This window comes from Aeromonas sp. FDAARGOS 1414 (assembly GCF_019047065.1).
GTDB lineage: Bacteria > Pseudomonadota > Gammaproteobacteria > Enterobacterales > Aeromonadaceae > Aeromonas > Aeromonas veronii_A.
Window position 1 is genome coordinate 452,799 of the sequence record NZ_CP077210.1, and the last position, 19,730, is coordinate 472,528.

Consider the following 19,730-nt stretch of genomic DNA (forward strand, 5'->3'; position numbering starts at 1 on the left):
TAATAGTGGCTTGCTCCAAAAGGTGGGTGTCCCAATTTGTTCCCCTTATTGGGCCTGCAAGTAGCCTGATAGTGGCTTGCTCAAAAAGGTGGGTGTCCCAATTTGATTCGGCGACGCTCCCCTGTTACACCTCGCTGCATGCCTTTATGTCGGTCAATGACGTGGCGGCCTGCATTCCGTCGGCCATCGCCACCCTCGGCGATTTTCGCATGCTGGAGCTGGCCGGGGCGCCGCAGCAGTTCGAGGTGGTGGTTGGCAGACACCGCAAAAGTCAGGGCAATCTCGCCATCGAGTGGCTGGCCGAGGTGATCAAGTCGGTCTGCGATCTTGCCATGCCTAAATAACGTCGCCGTTTGCACAGAGCTGCGCACGCCAGCCAGTTTGCTAACGGCAGGCTGGATCTGCGGGACAAATCCTGCGATGGTGCGGGCAGTTATCCGCTTGTCCCGTTATCGAGTGAAAAGGAGTTGAGATGCGCATTGCCATGATTGGTCTGGGGGATATCGCCCAAAAAGCCTATCTGCCGCTGCTGGCGAGCGACGAGCGGGTCACCCCGCTGCTCTGTACCCGCAATCCGGCGGTGCTGGAGAAGCTCGCCCGCCAGTATCGGGTCGCAGAGTGCTTTACCGATGTGGCGGCCATGCTGGCCAGCCGCCCCGATGCCGTGATGATCCACGCCGCCACCGCCGTTCATCGCGAGCTGGCCGAGCAGTGCCTGCGGGCAGGGATCCCCACCTTTGTCGACAAGCCCCTGTGCGACAATCTGGCCGAGGCCGAGGGACTGGCCAACCTCGCCATCGCGCAAGACTGCGCCCTCTTTACCGGTTTCAACCGCCGCTATCTGCCCGCCATGGATGCTGCCCGTGCCCAGCCGCTCACCGAGCTTAACTGGCAAAAACACCGCTTCGCTCTGCCGGGCAAGGCGCGGGATTTTCTGTTCGACGACTTTATCCATGTGCTCGACAGCCTCTGCTTCTATGGCGCCGTGCCGGGCGGCGACGTTCATGCGGTATTGCGCCCCTGTGCGCAGGACAACAGCTTGCTGGCCGGGGTAAGCGTCAGCTGGCAGAGCGGCGATCGTGCCATCAGCGGCAGCATGAACCGCAGCGCCGGGATCACCGAGGAGCGCATCGATGCCTACGGCGACAACCTCTCCCTGCACCTTGAGAACTGCACTCGCGGCATTCTCGCCCGCGATAAGCAGGCCGAGATGCTTAGCCCCAACGACTGGCAGCCGGTGCTGGCCCAGCGCGGCTTTGCCGCCATGCTGGAGCACTGGTATCAGCAGGTTGAAATCGGCAAGGCGGATAGCGAGCTGATCGCCTCCTACCTGCACGGTCACCGGCTGGCGGAGCAGCTGGTCGCGCTGGCTGACAAGCGGGGATAAGGCTGGCTGGAAGTGCGCGTGGCATGAATGCGCGGTGCGTGAGAAAGATGCATGAAAAACAACGGGGGCCGCAGTTGCGGCCCCCGTTGTTATGGGATGAGATGCATGGGATCAGATGCACTTTACCGGCTTGGGCAGGCCGCCAATCTTGGTCGCCTGCTTGGCGGGCCCTTCCGGGAACAGCTTGTAGAGGTAACGGCTGTTGCCCTTCTCGGGGCCGTACTGCTTCTCCATCGCCTTGACCAGCGCACGGATGGCGGGGGAAGTGTTGAACTCCAGATAGAAGGCGCGCACAAAGCGCACCACTTCCCAGTGCGGCTCCTCCAGCTCGATCCCCTCCTGCGCAGCCAGCACCAGCGCCAGCTCCTCGCTCCAGTCGTTGCTGTTGAGCAGGTAGCCCTTGGCATCGGTCTCGATGAGTTGGCCGTTGAATTCCAGCTGATGTTTTTCGGACGCAGACATGGGGGCTCCTCGCTAATGGGGCTATCGGGATTGGGCGGGCATGGTAGCGCCTTGATCCCCGGTGAGCAACCGGCTCTCGTTGGCCAGATGCAGCAGCTGATCCGCCAGCTCGCTGATCAGGTTGAGCTGCTGGGTCAGCATCAGCTGCTCCTCGCTGCTGTCCGGACTTATCACCGGGCACTGACCTCCGATGGAGCTGGAGGGGTTGCCCGCCAGATGGCCGGCGGCCTGCTCCAGGGTGTGGCAGATATGGTGGCGCACCTCATCCAGCCCGCTGATGGCCTCCAGCTTGTCGCGATGGGCCCCCAGCGCCGAAATGTAGGAGAGCAGGGCATGGTTGCGCCAGGTGAGGGTAAAGCAGAGATCGAGGAAGCGGCGGCGCTTTTGCGGCTCCACCAGCATGCTCTGCCAGGCGGTGGCCAGTTCGCTGTCCGCCAGATGGGCGCTCTTGCGCGCCACCCGATAGTCGATGGACTCGTCCCGCTGCTGCTTGAGGCTTGCCAGCACCGCCGAGAGGTAGCGGGCGTTGGCCGAGAGCGAATTGGCGATAAGGGTCGGCAGCCGCTTGTACTGCCAGTCCGGCCAGAGCCAGGCCACCAGCCCGTAGGAGATCAGGCAGCCGAGCAGGGTATCTAGCAGCCGCGGCCCCAGAATGGCAAAGCCGATGCCATCGAGCAGGTTGAACGCCATTAGCACGTAGAGGGTGATAAAGCAGACTGCGGCGCTGTAGTTGTTGCGCACCTGGGTAAAGAAGAGGAAAGCGGCCAGCCCCATCACCACCAGCTGGACGTGCAGCTCGGGAAACAGCCAGAGCACCGGAATGCCCACCAGTATGCCGGCGAAGGTGCCGAGCATCCGTTGCACCAGTCGGCGGCGGGTGGCGCTGTAGCTGGGCTGGCAGACAAACAGCACGGTCAGCAAAATCCAGTAGCCCTTATCCATATCAAAGGTTTGCAGTATGCCGTAGCCGATCACCAGCCCGAGCGACAAACGCAGCGCGTGGCGAAACACCATGGAGTGCAAGGTGAGGTGCTGCTTGAGCTGGGCTAGCAGCGGCAGGCGGGGGGGGCGCGCCAGCGCGGGCAGATCCTGCTCCGGCTGCTCGGGGTTTTGCAGCACTTCGGCGCTGCCCAGCAACTGGTTGATGCTGGCCAGATTGCGGCGCAGGAACTTCATCGGCGTCAGCAGGGTTTTCGGGTAGTGCTGCTTGAGATTGGTGAACTCCAGCTGATCGCCGAGGGCCTCCAGTGTCCAGTGAATGCGCTTGTTATGGGCGTAGGGCTTGTGCACCAGAATGGCGTAACCGAGCCGCTGGCACGCTTCGGAGAGCTGCAGGAACACCTCCTGAAATCCTTCCAGTACTATGCCCTGCTTGAGCTCTGCTTCCAGCCGGCTGTAGGGGTAGTGGCTGGAGGTGGCGCGTTCGTGGATTTCCAGCGCCAGCAGGTAGAGGCGCAGCAGGCTGGCAAGCTCGGGGCTGGCCGGATGACGGCGGCTCAGGCGGGCGTTGAGGGCCGACTTGGTGAGGGTCAGCGCGCTCACCAGATTGATGTTGAGCTGGGCCAGATTGTGGCGAATGGCCTGGGCACCGTGCTCGTCTGCCGGGAAGAAGCGGGACTTTTCCAGCAGGTAGCGGCCAAGGGCGAAGTAGCTCTGGGCCAGCTGCTCGTGCAGGGTCTTGTAGGGCAGCAGCCAGAGCCAGATGAAAGAGACCAGTCCGTACCAGAGGGCGCCAGCGCCGAGGGCCAGCGGCTGGTAGAAGAGATCCGGCGCCTTGGCGGCGCCCAGCATGGTGTAGATGGCGATGAGCAGCGAGCCGAAGCTGATGGTGGCATAGCGGGCGCCGAGCGCCCCCACCATCACGAAGATAAAGGTGGAGCTGGCGAGCCCGATGGCAAACAGCCAGGGGGTGGGGTAGAGATACTGCACGCACAGGGACGCAAACATGAAGCAAATCAGCGTCATGGCGAGGTTTTTGAGCCGTCCCCACAGGCTGTCGTCGGTTTCGGCGATGGCGCCTGCCACTACCCCGAGGGAGAGCAGCACGGTGAGCTGGATATTGCCGGTGGCCAGGGTGAAGGCGAGCAGACCGAGAATGGCCAGCAGCACCTTGAGGGCGAAGTAGATGTGACTATCGGTCAGCAGTCGGCGCAGCAGGCCAGAGAGATCCATCGGCATGAGACAGGTGAAACCCTTGATCGAAACGAGAGCGAGATAGTAACCCGCCAAGCGCGAAGTGGCCCTGATCCAAATCAGGGCCACTTCGCTTCATATCCTTGATTTACAACTTATCCTGACAAAAATCGGCGCCAATAAAAACCCCGCCGAAGCGGGGTTTCTGATTAGTTGCGGTTGCCGCCAAGCAGGCTCAGCAAGCTCAGGAAGATGTTGTAGATGGAGACATACAGGGTGACGGTGGCAGAGATGTAGTTGGTCTCGCCGCCGCGCACGATCTGCTGGGTAGTCAGCAGGATGGCGCCGGAGGAGAACAGCATGAACATGGCGGACAGAGCCAGGCTCAGGGCGCTCATCTGCAGGAAGATGTTGGCAATCATGGCCACCAGCAGTACCCAGAAACCGACGAACAGCATGCCGCCGATGAAAGAGAGGTCACGCTTGGTGGTCAGGGCATAGGCCGACAGACCGAAGAAGGTGAGCGCGGTACCGCCAAGGGCGGTCATCACGATTTCGCCACCACCATTGTTCATGTACATGTTGATGATGGGGCCCAGGCTATAGCCCAGCAGACCGGTCAGGGCGAAGGTGAAGACCAGCCCCATGCCGTTGTTGCGATTCTTCTCGGTCAGGAACATCAGACCGTAGACGCCGATCAGGAACACGGCCCAGTGCAGCGGCGGCATGTTCATCACGGTAGCGACCCCCGCCACCACGGCAGAGAAGCCCAGAGTGAGGGAGAGCAGCATATAGGTGTTACGCAGCACCTTGTTGGTATCGCGTACGGCACTTTGGGTGCCAGTGTAGATAGAACGGGTATCCATCTTGGGTGTCCTCTTGATGTCCGGGTGAGACGGCGAGCAGCCGCCTCGTGATCGCTGTTTGTTACTGCATGTTTACGCATTGTATGTAGAACAAATAGGGATGACGAGGAACAATTTCAAGCCACCTGCCATTTTGCTCCCGCACACTATCCCACAGGAAATATGTATTGCATATGAACAAGGGCTTAGCGTAGTATGCACGCCGTTCGGAGGGGTGGCAGAGCGGCTGAATGCACCGGTCTTGAAAACCGGCGATGGGCGACCATCCGTGGGTTCAAATCCCACCTCCTCCACCATATTCAAAGAGAAAGCCCAAGCGGTCACCCGCTTGGGCTTTTTGCATCTGCGGTTTTTACCGGTCCACCTGATGGCCTGCGGCTATTGCCACTCCCGATAGCTGGCGAGGCGGTAACCGCGCTCGGCGATAAGGGCGGGCAGGGACGGGTCGGTCAGGAGCGCCAGTTCGTTGAGACGGGGCTGGCAGTAGGAGCTGCCCTGCATCTCCAGATCGATAAAGGAGGGGTGGCACATGACCTCGAGCGAATTGGCCCCCAGTTCACTGGCCTCATCGAGCAGTTGCAGCAGGCTGGCTTGGGTCAGCTGCGCGCCGTAGAAGCGGTCGTCGAACCGATCGCAGCTTTGCGGGTGGTTAACGGTCAGGCCATGGCGGGCTATTTCGCCCCGATCGATGCGAAGGGGCAGGCCATGCGCCTTGGCGAAAGCCTCCACCAGCGGGTAGAGTGTCGGCAACATATGAACATGGTGGTGGCTGTCGATATGGGTCGGCTGCTTGCCGAAAATCGCGACAAAGCGCTGATACTGACTCGCCAGCTCACCGGATATCTCGGCCAGATCCAGCTCTCCCGCCTCGCTCTTGTGCCAGATCCCCTTGTTGAGCTCGCCCTGCTCGTTCACCAGCGAGGTGAGCGGCGTGAGCGGCTTCCCCCAGCTGAGCATAAAGTGCAGCCCGACTGGCAATTCGGGGAAGCGTTCGGCCAGCCAGGCGGCGTGTGCGATAGCGGGGGAGGTGACGATGGCGCTGGTGGAGCTGACGACCCCGTGCTCGAACGCCTCTACGATGCCGTAGTTCTGGGCGCGGCAGAGGCCGAAGTCGTCGGCGTTGATGATCAATCTCTTGCTCATGGCAGTCCTCTTGCGGTTAAGCGCCCCGCCGGTTCGGGCGGGGCGTGCTGGCCTCAGGCGAGGGCGTCGATGGCGGCGGCGAAGTTTGGCAGGTGTTCGCGGTGGGCCAGCAACAGCTCGCGGGCGACGATGCGGGCATCGTTGTCGGAGTGGATCAGCGGGTTGAGGTTCATCGCCAGCAGCAGGTCATCGAAGTCGCCACTGATGGCAGCCTTGGCGGCGGCGATCTCGAAGCTCTTGATGAGGTGCACCAGCCCGTTCACCTTGTCGTCAAAACGGGTGAGGCGCGGATGGGGAATGGCGCCGTCACGGCCGATCAGGCAGCTCATCTCTACCGTCCAGTCGGCCGGGATATTGGTGACATCGCCCTGATGGGGCACGATGACGTAGTGCTCGCTCTGCTTGTCGTTGTAGATGGCGCTGATCACCTCGCAGGCCGCATCGGAGTAGTAGGCGCCGCCACGCAGCTCCAACTCCTTGGGCTTTTCGCACAGATCGGGGTTCTGGTAGAGCTCGAACAGTTTCTTCTCGACCTGCTGCACCACTTGAGCCCGGGCGCCGCCTTTATAGAACTCGCCCATCTCGATCCCCAGCATCTCTTTCTCCTTGAAGTAGTAACGCAGGTAGGAGCAGGGAAGCAGGCGAAGACCGCGGATAAAACCGGGGTCGAACGGCAAGTCGAAGATGTTTTTGACCGAGCTGGCGCGGGTCAGGCTGCCATCGGCGACCCCTTCCAGCAGCTCGTCAAAGCGGGATTCGCCGTTGACCAGCACATCGCCGATAAAGACCAGATGATTGAGGCCAAACAAGTCCATCGAGAGGTGATCCCGCTCGGTGAGCTGGAGGGCATCGCGCACAAACATCTGCATGCCGACCGGAATGTTGCACACCCCGATAAAGCGGCGGAAGTTGGTATGACGGCGCACCGCTTCGGTCACCATGCCGGCCGGATTGGTGAAGTTAATCAGCCAGGCATCCGGGCAAAGCGCTTCGACGTCGCGGATGATGTCGAAGATGACCGGTATGGTTCGCAGCCCCTTGAACAGGCCGCCTGCGCCGTTGGTCTCCTGCCCCAGCATGCCGTGACTGAGCGGGATGCGCTCATCCTTCTCCCGCGCCTGCAGCTGGCCGACGCGAAGCTGGGTGGTGACGAAGTTGGCACCCACTAGTGCCTCGCGGCGATCCAGGGTTTTGTGCAGGGTCATGGGGATGCCTGCCTGGCGGATCATCCGTTGGCACAGGTCGAAGATGATGTTCAGTTTCTCTTCGCCAGCGGGAATATCCACCAGCCACAGCTCGCTGATGGGCAGCTCGGCATAGCGCTTGATGAAACCATCGACCAGCTCGGGGGTGTAGCTGCTGCCGCCGCCAATGGTGACTACCTTGATCTTCTCGCTCATAAATCCCTCTTCATCGATCTTTCTAGGTTTGATGGTGGCCGCTCTGTCTTCATGGTGAGAGGGGCCGCAGCCGCCTGTGGCAGGGGCTGGTGACAATGGATTGGTTCTCTTGAACCGGGTTGTTTAGGTCAGCAACTCGCTGGTCTCAGGCTGAACTTTCGAATTTCGGATAGAGATATTTGCGGTAACTGCCCGGGGTAAACGAGGTGAGCTTCTTGAAGTTTTTGATAAAGAGGCTGACGTCGTTGTAGCCGGTCTCGAAGGCGATATCGGCCACCGAGTTGTTGGTCACCTCCAGCTGCATCTTGGCGTAGTTGATCCGGATCTCGTTGATGATTTGCATCGGCGTCTTGTTGTAGTAACGCCGGGTGGCCCTGGTCAGATACTCCTGGCTCTTGCCACAGAGGGAGACCATGTTGGCCAGCGCATCCTCGGCAAAGAGGGGGCGATCGTGCATCCGCTCCACGGTTTCGTGGAGCCAGAGCGGAAGATCATCGCTAGCGGAGGTGTCCTTGTAGTGACGCAGCCGGTTCATTACCGCGTAGGTCACCACTTCGAGAAATTCGGTCAGCGCCTCTTCCCTAAACCCCGGCGAGACCAGCACCGACTCGATGTAGCTGAGGAACTCGCTCTTGAGCGGATAGGCCTGTGAGGCGACGAAGTGTTCCGGCAGCAGGTATTTGAAGTGCTCGTCAAAATAGGTACGAGTGATCCCGACGTTGAAGATGCGGGTGGTGCCGAACTCGTAGAAGCTTTGATGGCGGGAGCCGAGTGGGATAAACACCACGTCCCCCCGCTCCAGCAGCACCCGCTTGCCGTTGACCTCCTGATAGTAACGACCGGTCAGTACCAGGGTGAACTCGTAGTAGTCGTGCTGGTGCAAACCGGTTCCGCTCACCTGTTTGTTGTAGATGAACATGTGGAACGGTTTGTTGTTAAACAGTTCGGTTTCCCGGATTGTTTTAACGCTCATGAGTCGCTTCCTGATCTGCGGGCCGATGACGGGGCCTCTCGCCCCGTCCGGAGGTTATTGGTTCTGCAGCTTTTCGTGCAGCTCGATCAGCTCGCTGATCAGCTCACGGGCCAGCATGGAGGTCATCAGGTGATCCTGGGCATGGACCAGCACCAGGGTGACCGGGATCTTGCCTTCCCCCTGATCGTCCTCGATCAGCTGGGTCTGCACCAGATGGGCGGCATTGAGCGCCTCGCGGGATTGTGCCATCAGCTGGTGAGCGGCAGCCAAGTCCCCCTCCTTGGCCTTTTTCAGCGCGGTATAGGCGAGACTGCGGGCCTGCCCGGAGTTGATGATAAGCCCCATTACCACCTCTTCCAGATCGTTGCTGGTGGTGGCCTCTTCAGTGATGTTGTCCAGATCGAACATGTGTCGTTCCTTGCGTAAATGCGTTAATTGAAACCGTTAATTAAAACCATGGTTGCGCGCTACCTCGGCAAACCAGTAGCCGCTCTTCTTGATGGTGCGCTGCTGGCTCTCCAGATCGAGGCGGACGAAGCCGTAACGGTTCTTGTAGGCGTTGAGCCACGACCAGTTGTCGATAAAGGTCCACAGGTGATAGCCGCGACAGGCGCTGCCCTCTTCCAGTGCGCGATGCAGCCACTGGAGGTGCTCGCGAATGAACTGGATGCGGTAGTCATCCTCCACCCGTCCCTCGGGACCGATAAAGCGCTCTTCCCCTTCGACCCCCATGCCGTTTTCCGAGATGTAGCAGGGCAGGTTGCCGTAGTTGACTCGCAGGTCGGTGAGGATGTCGTAGATCCCTTTTTCGTAAATCTCCCAGCCGCGGTGGGGGTTCATCTTGCGGCCCGGCATCTCGTAGTAGTCGAACAGATCTTCCGGCGTGCGCGGTACACCCTGCCACGCCACCTCTTTGGCCTTGACCCGGCGCGGCTGGTAATAGTTGATGCCGAGGATATCCACCTTGCCGGCGGCGAGCAGCGCCTTGTCACCCTCTTCGATCTGCGGCAGCAAGTCGTACTGCTCTAGCAGCGCGACCAGCTCGGGGGCGTAGCTCCCCTTCAGGGCAGGATCGAGGAAGCTTTTGTTGAGCAGCAGATCCGCGATGCGGGAGGCGGCGAGATCTGCCGGATCCTGCGAGCGGGGATAGGTCGGGCTCAGGTTGAGGATGATGCCGATCTCGCCATCATGCTGGCAGGCGCGATAGGCCTGCACGGCACCGGCATGGGCCAGCGCGGTGTGGTAGGCGACGGTGGCCGCCCTACCAAAATCGACCACACAGGGGTAGTGGTAGTGGCCAAGGTAGCCGCACTCGACCGGCACAATCGGCTCGTTGAAGGTGAACCAGTGCTTGATGCGACCGCCAAACAGGTCGAAGCAGCGGGTGGCGTAGCGCACATAGGCGGCCACCACTTCCCGGCTCTCCCAGCCGCCACGCTCCTGCATGCACATCGGCATGTCGAAGTGGTAGAGGTTGATAAGCGGGGTGATCCCCTCGGCCAGCAGCCGGTCAAAGACGGCGTTGTAGAAGCTGACCGCCTCCTGGTTGATTTCGCCCACCCCGTCCGGGATCAGCCGTGACCAAGAGATGGAGGTGCGAAAACTGTTGTGCCCCAGCTGCTTGAGCAGCTTGATGTCGCTCTCGAAGTTGTCATAGAAGGTGGAAGTGTCGGTCGGGCCGACCCCGTTGTGGAAACGCTGCGGTTCGATGGAGAACCAGTAGTCAAAGATATTGGCGGATTTGCCGCCGCGGTTGGCGGCGCCTTCCATCTGCGGGGCCGAGCTGGCGCTGCCCCACCAGAAGTTATCCGGAAAACGATACTGCATGGGTTACTTCTCCAGGCTGTTAGGGGAGGAGTTTTGCTCCTCCCTTGCTGTCATTGGAATGGCTGTTATCAGAACTTCAGAGCCAGAGCGATATCCTCTTCGCTCTCCTCTTCTTCATCGATGACGTTCTGCGCTTTGTTGGCAATCAGCACGAAGGGGATATACATCATGGTCGCGACACCCAGGTTGAATATCGCCAGACAGAAGGCTGCCACGCTGCCGTTGGTGTTGAAGAAGGCACCCAGGCCGGTCGGCATGGTCCATGGCGCTATGTTGGTGATGGGCGGGATGATCCCGGCGTAGTAGGCCGCCATGGTGATCCCCATCAGTACCGGGTGCACCAGAATGAAGGGCACCAGCAGGATGGGGTTCATGATGACCGGCAAGCCGAACAGGATGGGCTCGTTGATCTGGAACAGGCCGGAGGGCAGACCCAGCTTGGCAACCTGACGGTAGTCATCGCGACGGGAGACCATAAAGATGGCCAGGATAAGGCCAAGGGTGGCACCGGTGCCGCCGAGGAAGACGAAGGAGTCGGTGATCGGTTTGGCCCAGAAGTGGAACTGTTTGCCTGCCTCCAGCGCCGCTTCAACCGAGCCGTACTGGTTGTAGAGGGCGACGTTTTCCAGGGCGAAGGGGAACAGAATGCCGGATTCCAGCGCGGTGAGCGCCAGCATGCCGTGTACCCCGAAGAACCAGAGGAAGGAGGAGAACACCACATAGACCCAGCCGACCAGACCGCTCATATTGGACAGCGGCTTGGCGATGCTGTCCATGATCAGCTGGTGGAAGTTGGTGCCCGCATCGTTCAGCAGATAGGAGATGACCCCCATGATGGAGAGGATGATAAAGCCTGGAATGAGCGCGGAGAACGAGCGGGAGACCGAGGCCGGCACGCTGTCAGGCAGGGTGATCACCCAGTTGCGACGGACGATAAAGGCGAACATTTCGGCCACGACGATACCGATCAGCATGCCGGAGATGATGTTGGCTCCGCCCAGCCAGTTGGCGCCCACCGCATAGGCGTCGCCCACGCTGAACGGCGTGACGGTCATAAAGGCCGCTACCGAGAGCAGGCCCGATGCCAGGGGATCGCTCTTGCGCTCTTCGGCCAGCGCCAGACCGATAAAGAAGGGGGCCATCAGGGACATGATCCCCAGAGTGCCGTTATAGACGTTGCCACCGATGCTTTTGAGGCCGTCTAGGGTGGCGATGGTGGCAGGATCGAGCCGCACACCGATGGAGTAGAAGAAGGAGCCTTCGCCAAAGCTCAGAAAGACGTTGTTGATGAGAACGAACATGGCCCCGGCCAGCGTCAGGGGCATCAGCTTGATAAAACCGTTCTTGATGGCGTTGACATGAGGTTGTTTGCCCAGCTTGACTGCTATGGGCAGTATGACCTTCTCCAACGATGCGATGATGTTGCTCACAAGGGTCTCCTTACTGCGCGAGGCTCTTCTTGATGGAGGCTACCGCCGCCTTCAGTACGCCGAGGCCATCGACCTTGCCGTAGAGCAGGGTGTCGATCACCTCGACCGGCTTGCCCGGCAGTTGCTGCTGGATCTCCGGCAGCATGTAGGCGATTTGCGGGCCCAGCAGCACCAGATCGGCATCCTGTCCCTTCTCGCCAGCCAGGGTCTCCGGATAGGCATCGATCAGCACCGGCACATCATATTTTTCCGCCTGCGCCTTCATCTTTGAAACCAGCAGTGAAGTGGACATCCCGGCAGAGCAAAACAGGTAAATACGCTTCTTTTCCATAACCCTTCCCTCAACGCTTGAAAACCAAATGAACAGATCGGTCGAGATGCGTGCCTGTTGTGTTATCAAGACACATCAATCATCTCAAATTGACTTCATTGTATCGGTCTATGGGGTCCATCTGGTATTTCGATGTTTTTATCAATAGTCTCTGGTTGACCTGTTGTTTTGCCGTTGCTCACATTTCTGATGGGTTTGCACAAAGGAAATGAGATTGAATGGGGCGTGAAGAGGATGATTTTCTTTTTTAATCGTTATTTTTCAGCTAGTTATTTTTATGCTTTTGTGGGTGGCTGTAATGTGGCTGAAAAAGATCAATAACGGGTGACAGCTCACATTTATCAAATGATGCAATCTTATTGATATTTAATTTGGCTAGGGCGAGTTGCCGCTTTTTGAGCAAGGTGTGCGCTCATTGACCATTTGCGGCAAGTGGATTGACGAGTAAGGCTGGTTGTTGCTGCACAGCGCGGGTTGAAAGAGAGGGGGGATCAGACACTCTTACAGGGGACGTGGCGGTACGTCAGAGTTAAATGAGTAAGGGCTGAGGGGGTCAGTGCAGTGAGAGGAGAAGGCACAAAGGGATAAACAAGCTGACCCCGGAGTGGCTCCGGGGTCAGCGGGATAGGGGTTAGATCCGCCCCTGATAGCGCAGGGGGAAGCGGCCCTGACTGTCGGGCTGGCCGAGGAAAGGGAGCCCTTGCTGCATCTGCGGTGGCAGTTCCGGGCCCGGTTTCAGGGTGCCCTGGAACAGGTATTGGCCATTGGGTTGCAGCTCGAGGCGACCCATGGTCTGCACCGCATCGGAGCCCTGCTTGAGTTCGGCCACCAGTCTGGAGTCGAGGCAAGTGAGCTTCAGCTCGGGGTCGGCCAGATCCAGCTTGCCCGCCGGGGTATCGGCACTGGCATTGTACCAGTCGAGGTTGCCGTAGAGGTTGTCACACCAGGGGTTGCCCTGGGCAAATTGCTCCACTTTGAGCTGCAGCTGACCGGTGACGGTGAGCGGGATCGGCAGGCGCATCGGCACCCGGCTCAGCAACCAGGGGGCGGGGGCGTTGAGGGTCAGGTCCCGGCCGAAGGCGGCGCCATTCCAGCCGACAATGCCCTGACCGTTCAGCCCGTTGCGATCGCCAAAACGTATGGCCACTTCGGGGGCGAAGCGCAGCAGCGACCAGCCGTTGAGATCCCAGCGCAGCTGGTTCACCGATTCGCTGGCATATTGCAGTCGGGCAATCTGGCCACTCCAGAGGGTGCCGCTCACCCCTTCCAGTTTCAGCAGGTTGGCAATGTTGGCAGGCAGCGGCAGATGGCGAGCCACCAGCGCTGCAGGCAGGGTGGCCAGCAGAAAGACCAGATAGGCTGCCAGAAACAGACTGGCAATCAGGATGCGTTTTTTCATTGTGGACGACTCAACTGCAAACGTCTGACCTTGACCAGACCCGGGGCCAGATCCTCGCGGGCGATCTCGATGATTTGAACCTGAATGCCGTGCTGCTCCACCAGCGTGGAGAGCCAGAGCAGCAAGTCATCGAACTGGACCGTGTCGATCCACACTTGCAGCTCCTGCGCCTGGGGTTGCAGCCGGGCAATCTTGATCTTGTGGTTGAAGGCGGTGCGGTTGACCACCCCTTCCAGGGTGCCGCTGGTATCGATCTGGCGACCCGAGCCCCCCTGCATGGCCAGCACCTCTTCACCCTTCTCCTTGAGCCAGGCGAGGGTCTGCTGCTGGTTCTGCACCTGCCGCTCCCGTTCCGCGATGCGGTTGGCGATGGGCTGCCAGACGCTCCAGTAGAAGAGACCAACCAGCAGCAGAACGCCGCCTACGACCACCAGCCGCTGTTCCCGTGCTGTGATGCCGTGCCACCAGCTCTGCAATTTTTCCATCATGATGATTTACCCTTGAGCACCAGTGCGCCCTCTACCTTGCCCTCGGTGCTGCGCACCTCGCCTTGCTGTACCTCGAATTGCTTGCCAGCCAGCTCGCGGAACCGCTCGATCTCGGCAAAGCCGGGAGCGGTCACCTGCAGCCTCAGCTCGCGGCGACTGGCATCAAAGCGCATCACCTGCGGCTTGAGGCCGGGTACTTCGGCAAAGGTGGGGGCCAGCTCGGTGAGCATCAGCAGTACGCCGTTTTGCGGGGCTTGTCCCATCTGTTGCAGATGCTGGGTCATCTGGCTGCGCACGTTCACGATGCGGCTCTCACCCGGGAAGATACGGGTATAGACGGCGCGGATCTCCGCTTTCAGCGCCTTGTCCTGCTCGGTGAGCTGATAGAGCTGCACCCCGCGCTGGCCGAGGGCCACCAGCAGCAACAAGCCTGCGGTGATGGCCACCTTGCGCCACTGCAACCAGTAGCGGGCATATTCGGTCTGCGGTCGATAGGGGCCGGTCAGCAGGTTGGCGCGGCAGGTGAGGGCCCCTTTGGCCAGCAGCAGCATGGGGAGTTCGGGCTCCGCCGTCTGCCAGTTGGCGGCGGCAATGGCGGGCACCGGTGTGTGGCTGTGGATGGTGACCGGCTCCGCTTCAGTCGCCAGCAAGATGGCCAGCAGCGGCTCGTCGGCGACGATCCCCAGACAGGGGCCCTGACGTACCAGCCACTCGCTGCCGAGTTGCAGCGCAGACCAGCCATCAGCGGCCTGTGGCAGCGCCAGCACATCGGGCAGCAGTTGCAGGCTCGTGAGGCCAGCGGCATCGAGCCAGCCGAGCCACTCGGCCATCTTCTGCCGATCCACCGCCATCAGGTCGACCTGTTGCCCTTCGTGGGCCAGCACCACCAGATGGAGCGCGTCCACGTCGGAGGCGATCTGCTCCTCCAGCAGGTAGGGGAGGGCTGCCGCTGACTGGCGGTTGTAGCGACCCGGCAGGGTGACGCGCCGGAAGATCAGATCGCTGCCCGGCACTAGCGTGACCACGGGGCGGCCACCGGCCCGCTCCTGCAGCTCGCCCAGGGCATCGGCCGAGGGCAGGGTGCCGGAGGCGATGATCTCCTGCTCCTGACCGGACCAGACCAGCCAGGCCACGGGTTGTTGTTTATTGGTCCCCAGTCGGATGACCAGACTTTCGCTCACGCATCTCTCTCCTGCGATACCGGTTTGCAAAGGGCGTTGTGCGCCCTGGCAACCGGTGCGCAGCCCGCAGGCTGCATCCAACATCTCTCGTACCCGCGGGCGAGGGCCTGCAGGTGCGCTGTTTATTCGGCGCCGCTACTGAGGCGGCGCAGCATCACCAGTTTATTGTCCTTGCCCCGCTGGAACAGGGTTTCGAGCCAGGCCCGGTTGTCGCCGACCTCGGCCACGACTCGGGCTTCGAAGAAGTCGCTCTTGACCACCAGCGCCTCTTTCAGCCCTTTCACCGCATCGACCGGAGCGAGCATGTCTGTCATCAGCTTGCTCTCTTTCCACCCCTTCTGTGGCCGCTCGTTCAGTACTCGCTTGGCGTCATCCAGCCCGATAGTGCCCAGATAGAGGGCAACCAGCAGCTCGGGGCGCTGGGGGGCAAGGGTATTGATATTGATCTTCAACTTGTCGTTGGGCAGGGTGCAGACATAGGGAGCCAGTTTGGCATAGACCCTGGCCGTCACCCCGCGCACCGCCCGCAACTCATCCTTGCCCAGCATCCACTGGTTGGCGGTGAGGTAGGGTGGCTTGAGCCCCTCGTAATAGGCGTCCTCTGCGCCAAGGCTGGAGACCAGCACCGTATCCTTGTCAGTCCAGTCACGGATGGCATCGGTGAGCTGGGCCGCCTCGTAATCATCCATCGCCAGCTGCTTGAGCAGTTCGCGAAACACCTGCACCGGATAGGGCTGCTGCGCCAGCTCCTCGCCGCTTCCCGCCTTGGCGGCCACGCTCAGGCTGTTGAGGTTGAAGCAGGATTGCAGGTCGGTCACCTCGCCCTTGAGCTGGCCATCGTCCACCGGAAACACAGTGTTCTTGCGGGCCCAGTTCTGGCTGAGGTTGACCACCTCGGGGTTGTCCTTGAAATCCTGCGTCAGCACCTTGCTCACCAGCGCTTCCGCCGAGAGGGCATACCACCACGCCTGTTTGCCTGTGGTGATGTTGGCGGTGCGGCGCAGCTCAAGCTGCAGGCGGCCGCTCATATTGCTGGCGATGATCACCATTACTGAGAGGATCAGCAGCACCACCAGCAGCGCCATACCGCGCTGGCGACCGGGAGCGGCGAGATTAGCCCGCATTGGCGCCCCCTCCGTTCTGGCTGTCACCATTACCGCCATTGGTATTGCCGTTGCCGCCGTTGTTCCCGTTGTTGTTGTTGTTGTTGCCACCTTGGTCGGGGTTGCTGCTCTGGCTGTTCTCTTCAGCGCGCTGGCCACCGGCACCAATCAGGAACTGGCGGCGAATGGTGCCGTAATCTTCCAGATCCAGCTCCACTGCCAGCCCGTGTGGCAGCACGCTGCGTTGACTCCACTCCTCTTTCCAGTTGCCCTTGTCGAAGAAGTAGAGGCGAAACGCCGTGACCCCTGTCAGCACCGGCTGGATGCGCGGCTCGGTGCCGATCACCGGATCCGGATATAAATAGCTCAGGCGCTCCAGCTTCTGATCCTTGAGGCGCCAGCCGACCCGCTGCAGATGGGAGCGTGGCAGCATGCCGTCCGGGTTGAGCCAGCCGCTGCGCATAAAGGCCATGCCCCAGTCATCGCTCTGCTGGCCGAAACGGGAGGCCGCCAGCAGCACCTTGTTGTTCTCCCCTTCGATGCGACCGCTGCGCGGCACCATCTGGGTGATGTCTCGCTCCAGCAGGGTGAAGGCGAGTTGCAGTTCGTTGAGGCGAGCCTCCTTGCGCTTGGCCACCTCGTCGCTGGTGAGCACCCCTTGCAGCACCTGATAGGCGCCCATGCTGAGGCTGGCGAAGATGGCTATCGCCACCAGCATTTCGAGCAGGGTAAAACCGGCATGGCGGACGGGGCGAAGCGTGCGGGCGGATAGCTGGGTCATCGGCTGATATAGGTCCGCATCATGGCGACCGGGTTCTCGGCCTTGGCCTCGGTGCGCACTTCCATATCGAGCGCTCGGAAGTTGTTGTCGGCGGTGGCAACGCCGCGATAGCGCCAGTACCAGGTGCTGCCCGCCATCTGCTCATCCCCTTCCACCCAGCTGTCGCCGGGCCACTTGTTCTCGAGCTTCTGTTGCACCAGCTGGTTCTCCACCACCCAGGTGGCGAGTGTCTTCTGCTCCAGATAGTTGAGGGCCGAGAGGTGTTCGCTGGCAGTTTTCATTACCGCGAGACCCGCTATGGCAAAGACCGCCAGCGCCACCATCACTTCGAGTAAGGTCATGCCACGGGCTTTCATTCGCTCACCTCTTCATCTTCATCGCCGGTGAGCAGGGCGAGGCGGCCGAACTCGTCCCCCTTGACGATGCGGGTGTAGCGGGCATCGTCATCCTGCTGGGTGAAGGTGAGCACGAACGGGCTCAGCTCGCCGCCCGGGAAAATAAGCAACTGCGGCGTGCGCTCCTTCTCGTCGCGCTTCTGTTCGGTTTTCTCGTCGGAGTCCGGCTGCCAGCCAAAGCCTTCCAGCTCCAGTGCCAGCGTCATGTTCTCGGCCAGTTGTACCGGCCCCAGCTGCTTGTCGCCAGTCAGGGCCAGCCACTTGCGATCCTTGGCCTGACGCTGCATAAACTGCCAGCAGTTATCCTCGATGCGAATGCCCACCAGCCGACCATCCATCACCGCATACTCCTGCGCCAGCTGCAGCGTCGCCATCAGGCGACGCGCCTGCTTGTCCAGCTCTCTATCCCCTCTGGCACCTCCCATGCTGAGGGTGACAGCGGTGGCCACCAGCCCCATCAGCATGGCGACCAGCAACACTTCCAGCAGAGTAAAACCGGCCTGGCGACTCTGTTTCATGGCGCCAGCCTCAACTGCATAGCGGTAGCCTCAAGCCGACCCATCAACATGGCAACGAGCAACACCTCCAGCAGGGTAAAGCCAGCTTGGCGACGAGCAGATGGCGCAGCCTTCATTCAGGCTGCTCCAGCAAGGCGTAGTGAAGGCGCTGATGGCACATCACTTATTGGAAATCCTTCAGGTTCCAGTTGCCGATGTCGTCATCGGTACCGGCTTCACCATCCAGACCCATGGAGAAGATGTCGATCTTGCCGAACTGGCCCGGGCTCAGCAGCTGGTACGGGTTGCCCCAGGGATCTTGCGGCAGGCGCTTGATGTAGCCGCCATCGCGGTAGCTGCGCGGCGCCGGATCGATAGAAGGCTTGGTCACCAGCGCGTCCAGACCCTGTTCGGTGGTCGGGTAGCGGTTGTTGTCCAGCTTGTACATGTCGAGGGCATTTTCCAGCGCCACGATATCGGAGACCGCTTTCTGCTGGTCAGCTTTCTCCTTGTTGCCCATCAGGTTGGGCACCACCAGACTGGCCAGAATGCCGAGGATCACGATGACCACCATGACTTCCAGCAGGGTAAAACCGGATTGACGACGTTTGTTCATGAGTTGCTCCGTAACGAATGAGATGGGATGGCCCATCAGAGAGTGATCACTGGGTGGGTTCGACGGGCCGCCAGCGGCGCCACCGAACACCGGAAACTTACATATTCACCATATTGTTGAGCTCGAGGATCGGCTGCAGAATCGACATCACGATAAACAGCACTACCCCGGCCATGGAGACCACCAGCATGGGTTCGAACACCCCGAGGGCGATATTGACCTGGGATTCAAACTCCCGATCCTGGTTGTCTGCCGCCCGCTCCAGCATGCTGTCGAGCTCGCCGCTCTGCTCGCCAGAGGCGATCATGTGCAGCATCATAGGCGGGAAAATCTTGGTCTCGGTCAGCGACTTGCGCAGACTGGTCCCCTCGCGCACCCGTTCGGCGGCCTCGAGAATGCGCATTCTGGCAAAGTCGTTGGAGAGCACTTCGCCTGAGATCTTCATCCCCTCCAGCAGCGGCACCGCACTGGCGTTGAGGATGCTTAACGTGCGAGCGAAGCGGGCGGTGTTGAGACCGCGACTGACCCGGCCAATCACCGGCAGGCCGAGCAGCACCTGATGCCAGCGTCGGCGACGCTTTTCATCGGTGAGCCACCAGCGCCAGACAAAGCTGCCAAGGAAGATCAGCAGCAGGAACCAGAGGCCGTAGGCCTGCATCAGTTCGCTGGTGCCGATGAGAAAACGGGTGGTGCCTGGTAGCTGTTGACCCATGTGTTCAAACTGGGCCACCACCTTGGGTACCACGGCGGTAAGCAGGATCGAGATAACCCCGATGGCGACACAGGTGAGCACGATGGGGTAGATCATCGCCTGCAGCAGCTTGGTGCGCATATGCTGGCGCTGCTCGGTGTAGTCGGCGAGGCGGTTGAGCACCTTCTCCAGATGGCCCGATTTTTCACCGGCCGCCACCATGGAGCGAAACAGCTGGTCGAACACATGGGGAAAAGCCCCCAGCGAGTCGGCCAGCGAATAACCTTCCACCACCTTGCTGCGCACGGTCGCCACTAGAGAGCGCAAGTGGGCTTTTTCGCACTGCTCGGCCACCGCTTTGAGCGCCTCTTCGATGGTGAGACCGGCGCCGACCAGGGTCGCCAGCTGGCGAGTGATCAGGGCCAGCTCGGCGGTGCTGGCACCGCGCCGAAACAGGGCGAAGCGGGTCGCTTCCCGTTTCGCCTTCTCGGTGGTCTCGTTCACCTCGAGGGGAGTGAGCCCCTGCTCGCGCAGCAACTGGCGTACCTGACGGGCCGAGTCGCCCTCCATCACGCCGCTCTTGCTGCGCCCCTTGTTGTCGAGGGCCTTGTATTCGAATGCCGCCAT

General features: G+C 60.7%; 20 protein-coding genes, 1 tRNA gene and 2 pseudogenes. 3 read left to right on the forward strand and 20 right to left on the reverse strand.

Translation table 11 applies throughout. From position 1 onward, the window contains the following. The first annotated feature begins 92 nt into the window (after positions 1-92). Positions 93-344 carry a hypothetical protein gene (locus I6L44_RS02070; protein WP_254204251.1) on the forward strand — a complete coding sequence of 84 codons (252 nt, stop codon included), beginning with the start codon at positions 93-95 and terminating at the stop codon, positions 342-344. A gap of 128 nt (positions 345-472) precedes the next feature. Next, positions 473-1,387, forward strand: a complete 915-nt coding sequence (locus tag I6L44_RS02075; RefSeq protein WP_216953147.1) for a Gfo/Idh/MocA family protein — start codon at positions 473-475, stop codon at positions 1,385-1,387. A gap of 111 nt (positions 1,388-1,498) precedes the next feature. Here I6L44_RS02075 and I6L44_RS02080 read toward each other — a convergent pair whose 3' ends face one another. The 3 genes from I6L44_RS02080 to I6L44_RS02090 all read right to left on the reverse strand — a co-directional run bounded on the left by I6L44_RS02080 (position 1,499) and on the right by I6L44_RS02090 (position 4,848). After that, on the reverse strand, positions 1,499-1,849 hold the full coding sequence (locus tag I6L44_RS02080) for a TusE/DsrC/DsvC family sulfur relay protein (RefSeq protein ID WP_005347582.1): 351 nt from the start codon (positions 1,847-1,849) through the stop codon (positions 1,499-1,501). 21 nt (positions 1,850-1,870) lie between these two features. Further along, the gene (yccS, locus tag I6L44_RS02085) at positions 1,871-4,027 is read right to left on the reverse strand and encodes a YccS family putative transporter (protein ID WP_216953148.1); all 2,157 of its coding nucleotides are present in this window, start codon (positions 4,025-4,027) and stop codon (positions 1,871-1,873) included. 164 nt (positions 4,028-4,191) lie between these two features. After that, complete coding sequence (locus I6L44_RS02090) at positions 4,192-4,848, reverse strand: Bax inhibitor-1/YccA family protein (protein ID WP_005338308.1); 657 nt, start codon at positions 4,846-4,848, stop codon at positions 4,192-4,194. Between the two features lie 208 nt (positions 4,849-5,056). On the opposite strand from I6L44_RS02090, the gene I6L44_RS02095 reads away from it, so the two are divergent. Next, positions 5,057-5,144: transfer RNA gene (locus I6L44_RS02095), tRNA-Ser, on the forward strand. Between the two features lie 82 nt (positions 5,145-5,226). Here the strand turns inward: I6L44_RS02095 and chbG are convergent. The 17 genes and pseudogenes from chbG to exeF form a co-directional block, all read right to left on the reverse strand. Then, on the reverse strand, positions 5,227-5,991 hold the full coding sequence (chbG, locus tag I6L44_RS02100; RefSeq protein ID WP_216953149.1) for a chitin disaccharide deacetylase: 765 nt from the start codon (positions 5,989-5,991) through the stop codon (positions 5,227-5,229). Positions 5,992-6,044: 53 nt separating this feature from the next. Beyond that, a complete protein-coding gene (locus I6L44_RS02105; RefSeq protein WP_216953150.1) occupies positions 6,045-7,391 on the reverse strand; it encodes a 6-phospho-beta-glucosidase in 1,347 nt (448 codons plus the stop codon). Between the two features lie 145 nt (positions 7,392-7,536). Next, positions 7,537-8,364, reverse strand: coding sequence for a transcriptional regulator ChbR (chbR, locus tag I6L44_RS02110; protein WP_069554568.1), 828 nt, complete (start codon positions 8,362-8,364; stop codon positions 7,537-7,539). Positions 8,365-8,418: 54 nt separating this feature from the next. Beyond that, positions 8,419-8,772, reverse strand: a complete 354-nt coding sequence (chbA, locus tag I6L44_RS02115) for a PTS N,N'-diacetylchitobiose transporter subunit IIA (RefSeq protein WP_005350025.1) — start codon at positions 8,770-8,772, stop codon at positions 8,419-8,421. A gap of 36 nt (positions 8,773-8,808) precedes the next feature. Continuing rightward, positions 8,809-10,191, reverse strand: coding sequence for a glycoside hydrolase family 1 protein (locus tag I6L44_RS02120; protein ID WP_216953151.1), 1,383 nt, complete (start codon positions 10,189-10,191; stop codon positions 8,809-8,811). 68 nt (positions 10,192-10,259) lie between these two features. Beyond that, positions 10,260-11,621, reverse strand: coding sequence for a PTS N,N'-diacetylchitobiose transporter subunit IIC (gene chbC, locus I6L44_RS02125; protein ID WP_216953152.1), 1,362 nt, complete (start codon positions 11,619-11,621; stop codon positions 10,260-10,262). Between the two features lie 10 nt (positions 11,622-11,631). Further along, complete coding sequence (locus tag I6L44_RS02130; RefSeq protein ID WP_005350034.1) at positions 11,632-11,952, reverse strand: PTS sugar transporter subunit IIB; 321 nt, start codon at positions 11,950-11,952, stop codon at positions 11,632-11,634. A gap of 631 nt (positions 11,953-12,583) precedes the next feature. After that, positions 12,584-13,351, reverse strand: coding sequence for a GspN family type II secretion system protein ExeN (exeN, locus tag I6L44_RS02135; protein ID WP_216953153.1), 768 nt, complete (start codon positions 13,349-13,351; stop codon positions 12,584-12,586). Continuing rightward, a complete protein-coding gene (gene exeM, locus I6L44_RS02140) occupies positions 13,348-13,839 on the reverse strand; it encodes a GspM family type II secretion system protein ExeM (protein ID WP_216953154.1) in 492 nt (163 codons plus the stop codon). The genes exeN and exeM overlap by 4 nt, the downstream gene beginning before the upstream one ends. Further along, positions 13,836-15,020, reverse strand: coding sequence for a GspL family type II secretion system protein ExeL (exeL, locus tag I6L44_RS02145; protein WP_216953155.1), 1,185 nt, complete (start codon positions 15,018-15,020; stop codon positions 13,836-13,838). Before exeL ends, exeM begins: the two co-directional genes overlap by 4 nt. 122 nt (positions 15,021-15,142) lie before the next feature. Continuing rightward, positions 15,143-16,144, reverse strand: coding sequence for a type II secretion system minor pseudopilin GspK (gene exeK / locus I6L44_RS02150; RefSeq protein ID WP_216953156.1), 1,002 nt, complete (start codon positions 16,142-16,144; stop codon positions 15,143-15,145). 112 nt (positions 16,145-16,256) lie between these two features. Beyond that, positions 16,257-16,904, reverse strand: a pseudogene (gspJ, locus tag I6L44_RS02155) (type II secretion system minor pseudopilin GspJ); the annotation flags it as partial. After that, a complete protein-coding gene (exeI, locus tag I6L44_RS02160) occupies positions 16,901-17,260 on the reverse strand; it encodes a GspI family T2SS minor pseudopilin variant ExeI (RefSeq protein ID WP_021229089.1) in 360 nt (119 codons plus the stop codon). The pseudogene gspJ and the gene exeI, both read right to left, overlap by 4 nt. Continuing rightward, on the reverse strand, positions 17,257-17,817 hold the full coding sequence (exeH, locus tag I6L44_RS02165; protein WP_216953158.1) for a GspH family T2SS minor pseudopilin variant ExeH: 561 nt from the start codon (positions 17,815-17,817) through the stop codon (positions 17,257-17,259). The genes exeI and exeH overlap by 4 nt, the downstream gene beginning before the upstream one ends. 5 nt (positions 17,818-17,822) lie before the next feature. Further along, positions 17,823-17,933 (reverse strand): annotated as a pseudogene (locus tag I6L44_RS02170) (type II secretion system protein); the annotation flags it as partial. Between the two features lie 47 nt (positions 17,934-17,980). Continuing rightward, positions 17,981-18,412 carry a GspG family T2SS major pseudopilin variant ExeG gene (gene exeG, locus I6L44_RS02175; RefSeq protein ID WP_005338297.1) on the reverse strand — a complete coding sequence of 144 codons (432 nt, stop codon included), beginning with the start codon at positions 18,410-18,412 and terminating at the stop codon, positions 17,981-17,983. Between the two features lie 97 nt (positions 18,413-18,509). Continuing rightward, positions 18,510-19,730 carry a GspF family T2SS innner membrane protein variant ExeF gene (gene exeF, locus I6L44_RS02180; RefSeq protein ID WP_005338296.1) on the reverse strand — a complete coding sequence of 407 codons (1,221 nt, stop codon included), beginning with the start codon at positions 19,728-19,730 and terminating at the stop codon, positions 18,510-18,512.

Coding starts and splice junctions, on each gene's coding strand:
- I6L44_RS02090 (WP_005338308.1), bottom strand. CDS start 4,848: ATGGATACCCGTTCTATCTACACTGGCACCCAAAGTGCCGTACGCGAT.
- I6L44_RS02130 (WP_005350034.1), bottom strand. CDS start 11,952: ATGGAAAAGAAGCGTATTTACCTGTTTTGCTCTGCCGGGATGTCCACT.
- exeI (WP_021229089.1), bottom strand. CDS start 17,260: ATGAAAGCCCGTGGCATGACCTTACTCGAAGTGATGGTGGCGCTGGCG.
- yccS (WP_216953148.1), bottom strand. CDS start 4,027: ATGCCGATGGATCTCTCTGGCCTGCTGCGCCGACTGCTGACCGATAGT.
- chbA (WP_005350025.1), bottom strand. CDS start 8,772: ATGTTCGATCTGGACAACATCACTGAAGAGGCCACCACCAGCAACGAT.
- I6L44_RS02120 (WP_216953151.1), bottom strand. CDS start 10,191: ATGCAGTATCGTTTTCCGGATAACTTCTGGTGGGGCAGCGCCAGCTCG.
- I6L44_RS02075 (WP_216953147.1), top strand. CDS start 473: ATGCGCATTGCCATGATTGGTCTGGGGGATATCGCCCAAAAAGCCTAT.
- exeM (WP_216953154.1), bottom strand. CDS start 13,839: ATGATGGAAAAATTGCAGAGCTGGTGGCACGGCATCACAGCACGGGAA.
- exeG (WP_005338297.1), bottom strand. CDS start 18,412: ATGAACAAACGTCGTCAATCCGGTTTTACCCTGCTGGAAGTCATGGTG.
- exeN (WP_216953153.1), bottom strand. CDS start 13,351: ATGAAAAAACGCATCCTGATTGCCAGTCTGTTTCTGGCAGCCTATCTG.
- I6L44_RS02080 (WP_005347582.1), bottom strand. CDS start 1,849: ATGTCTGCGTCCGAAAAACATCAGCTGGAATTCAACGGCCAACTCATC.
- exeH (WP_216953158.1), bottom strand. CDS start 17,817: ATGAAACAGAGTCGCCAGGCCGGTTTTACTCTGCTGGAAGTGTTGCTG.
- exeK (WP_216953156.1), bottom strand. CDS start 16,144: ATGCGGGCTAATCTCGCCGCTCCCGGTCGCCAGCGCGGTATGGCGCTG.
- chbG (WP_216953149.1), bottom strand. CDS start 5,991: ATGAGCAAGAGATTGATCATCAACGCCGACGACTTCGGCCTCTGCCGC.
- I6L44_RS02105 (WP_216953150.1), bottom strand. CDS start 7,391: ATGAGCGAGAAGATCAAGGTAGTCACCATTGGCGGCGGCAGCAGCTAC.
- chbR (WP_069554568.1), bottom strand. CDS start 8,364: ATGAGCGTTAAAACAATCCGGGAAACCGAACTGTTTAACAACAAACCG.
- exeF (WP_005338296.1), bottom strand. CDS start 19,730: ATGGCGGCATTCGAATACAAGGCCCTCGACAACAAGGGGCGCAGCAAG.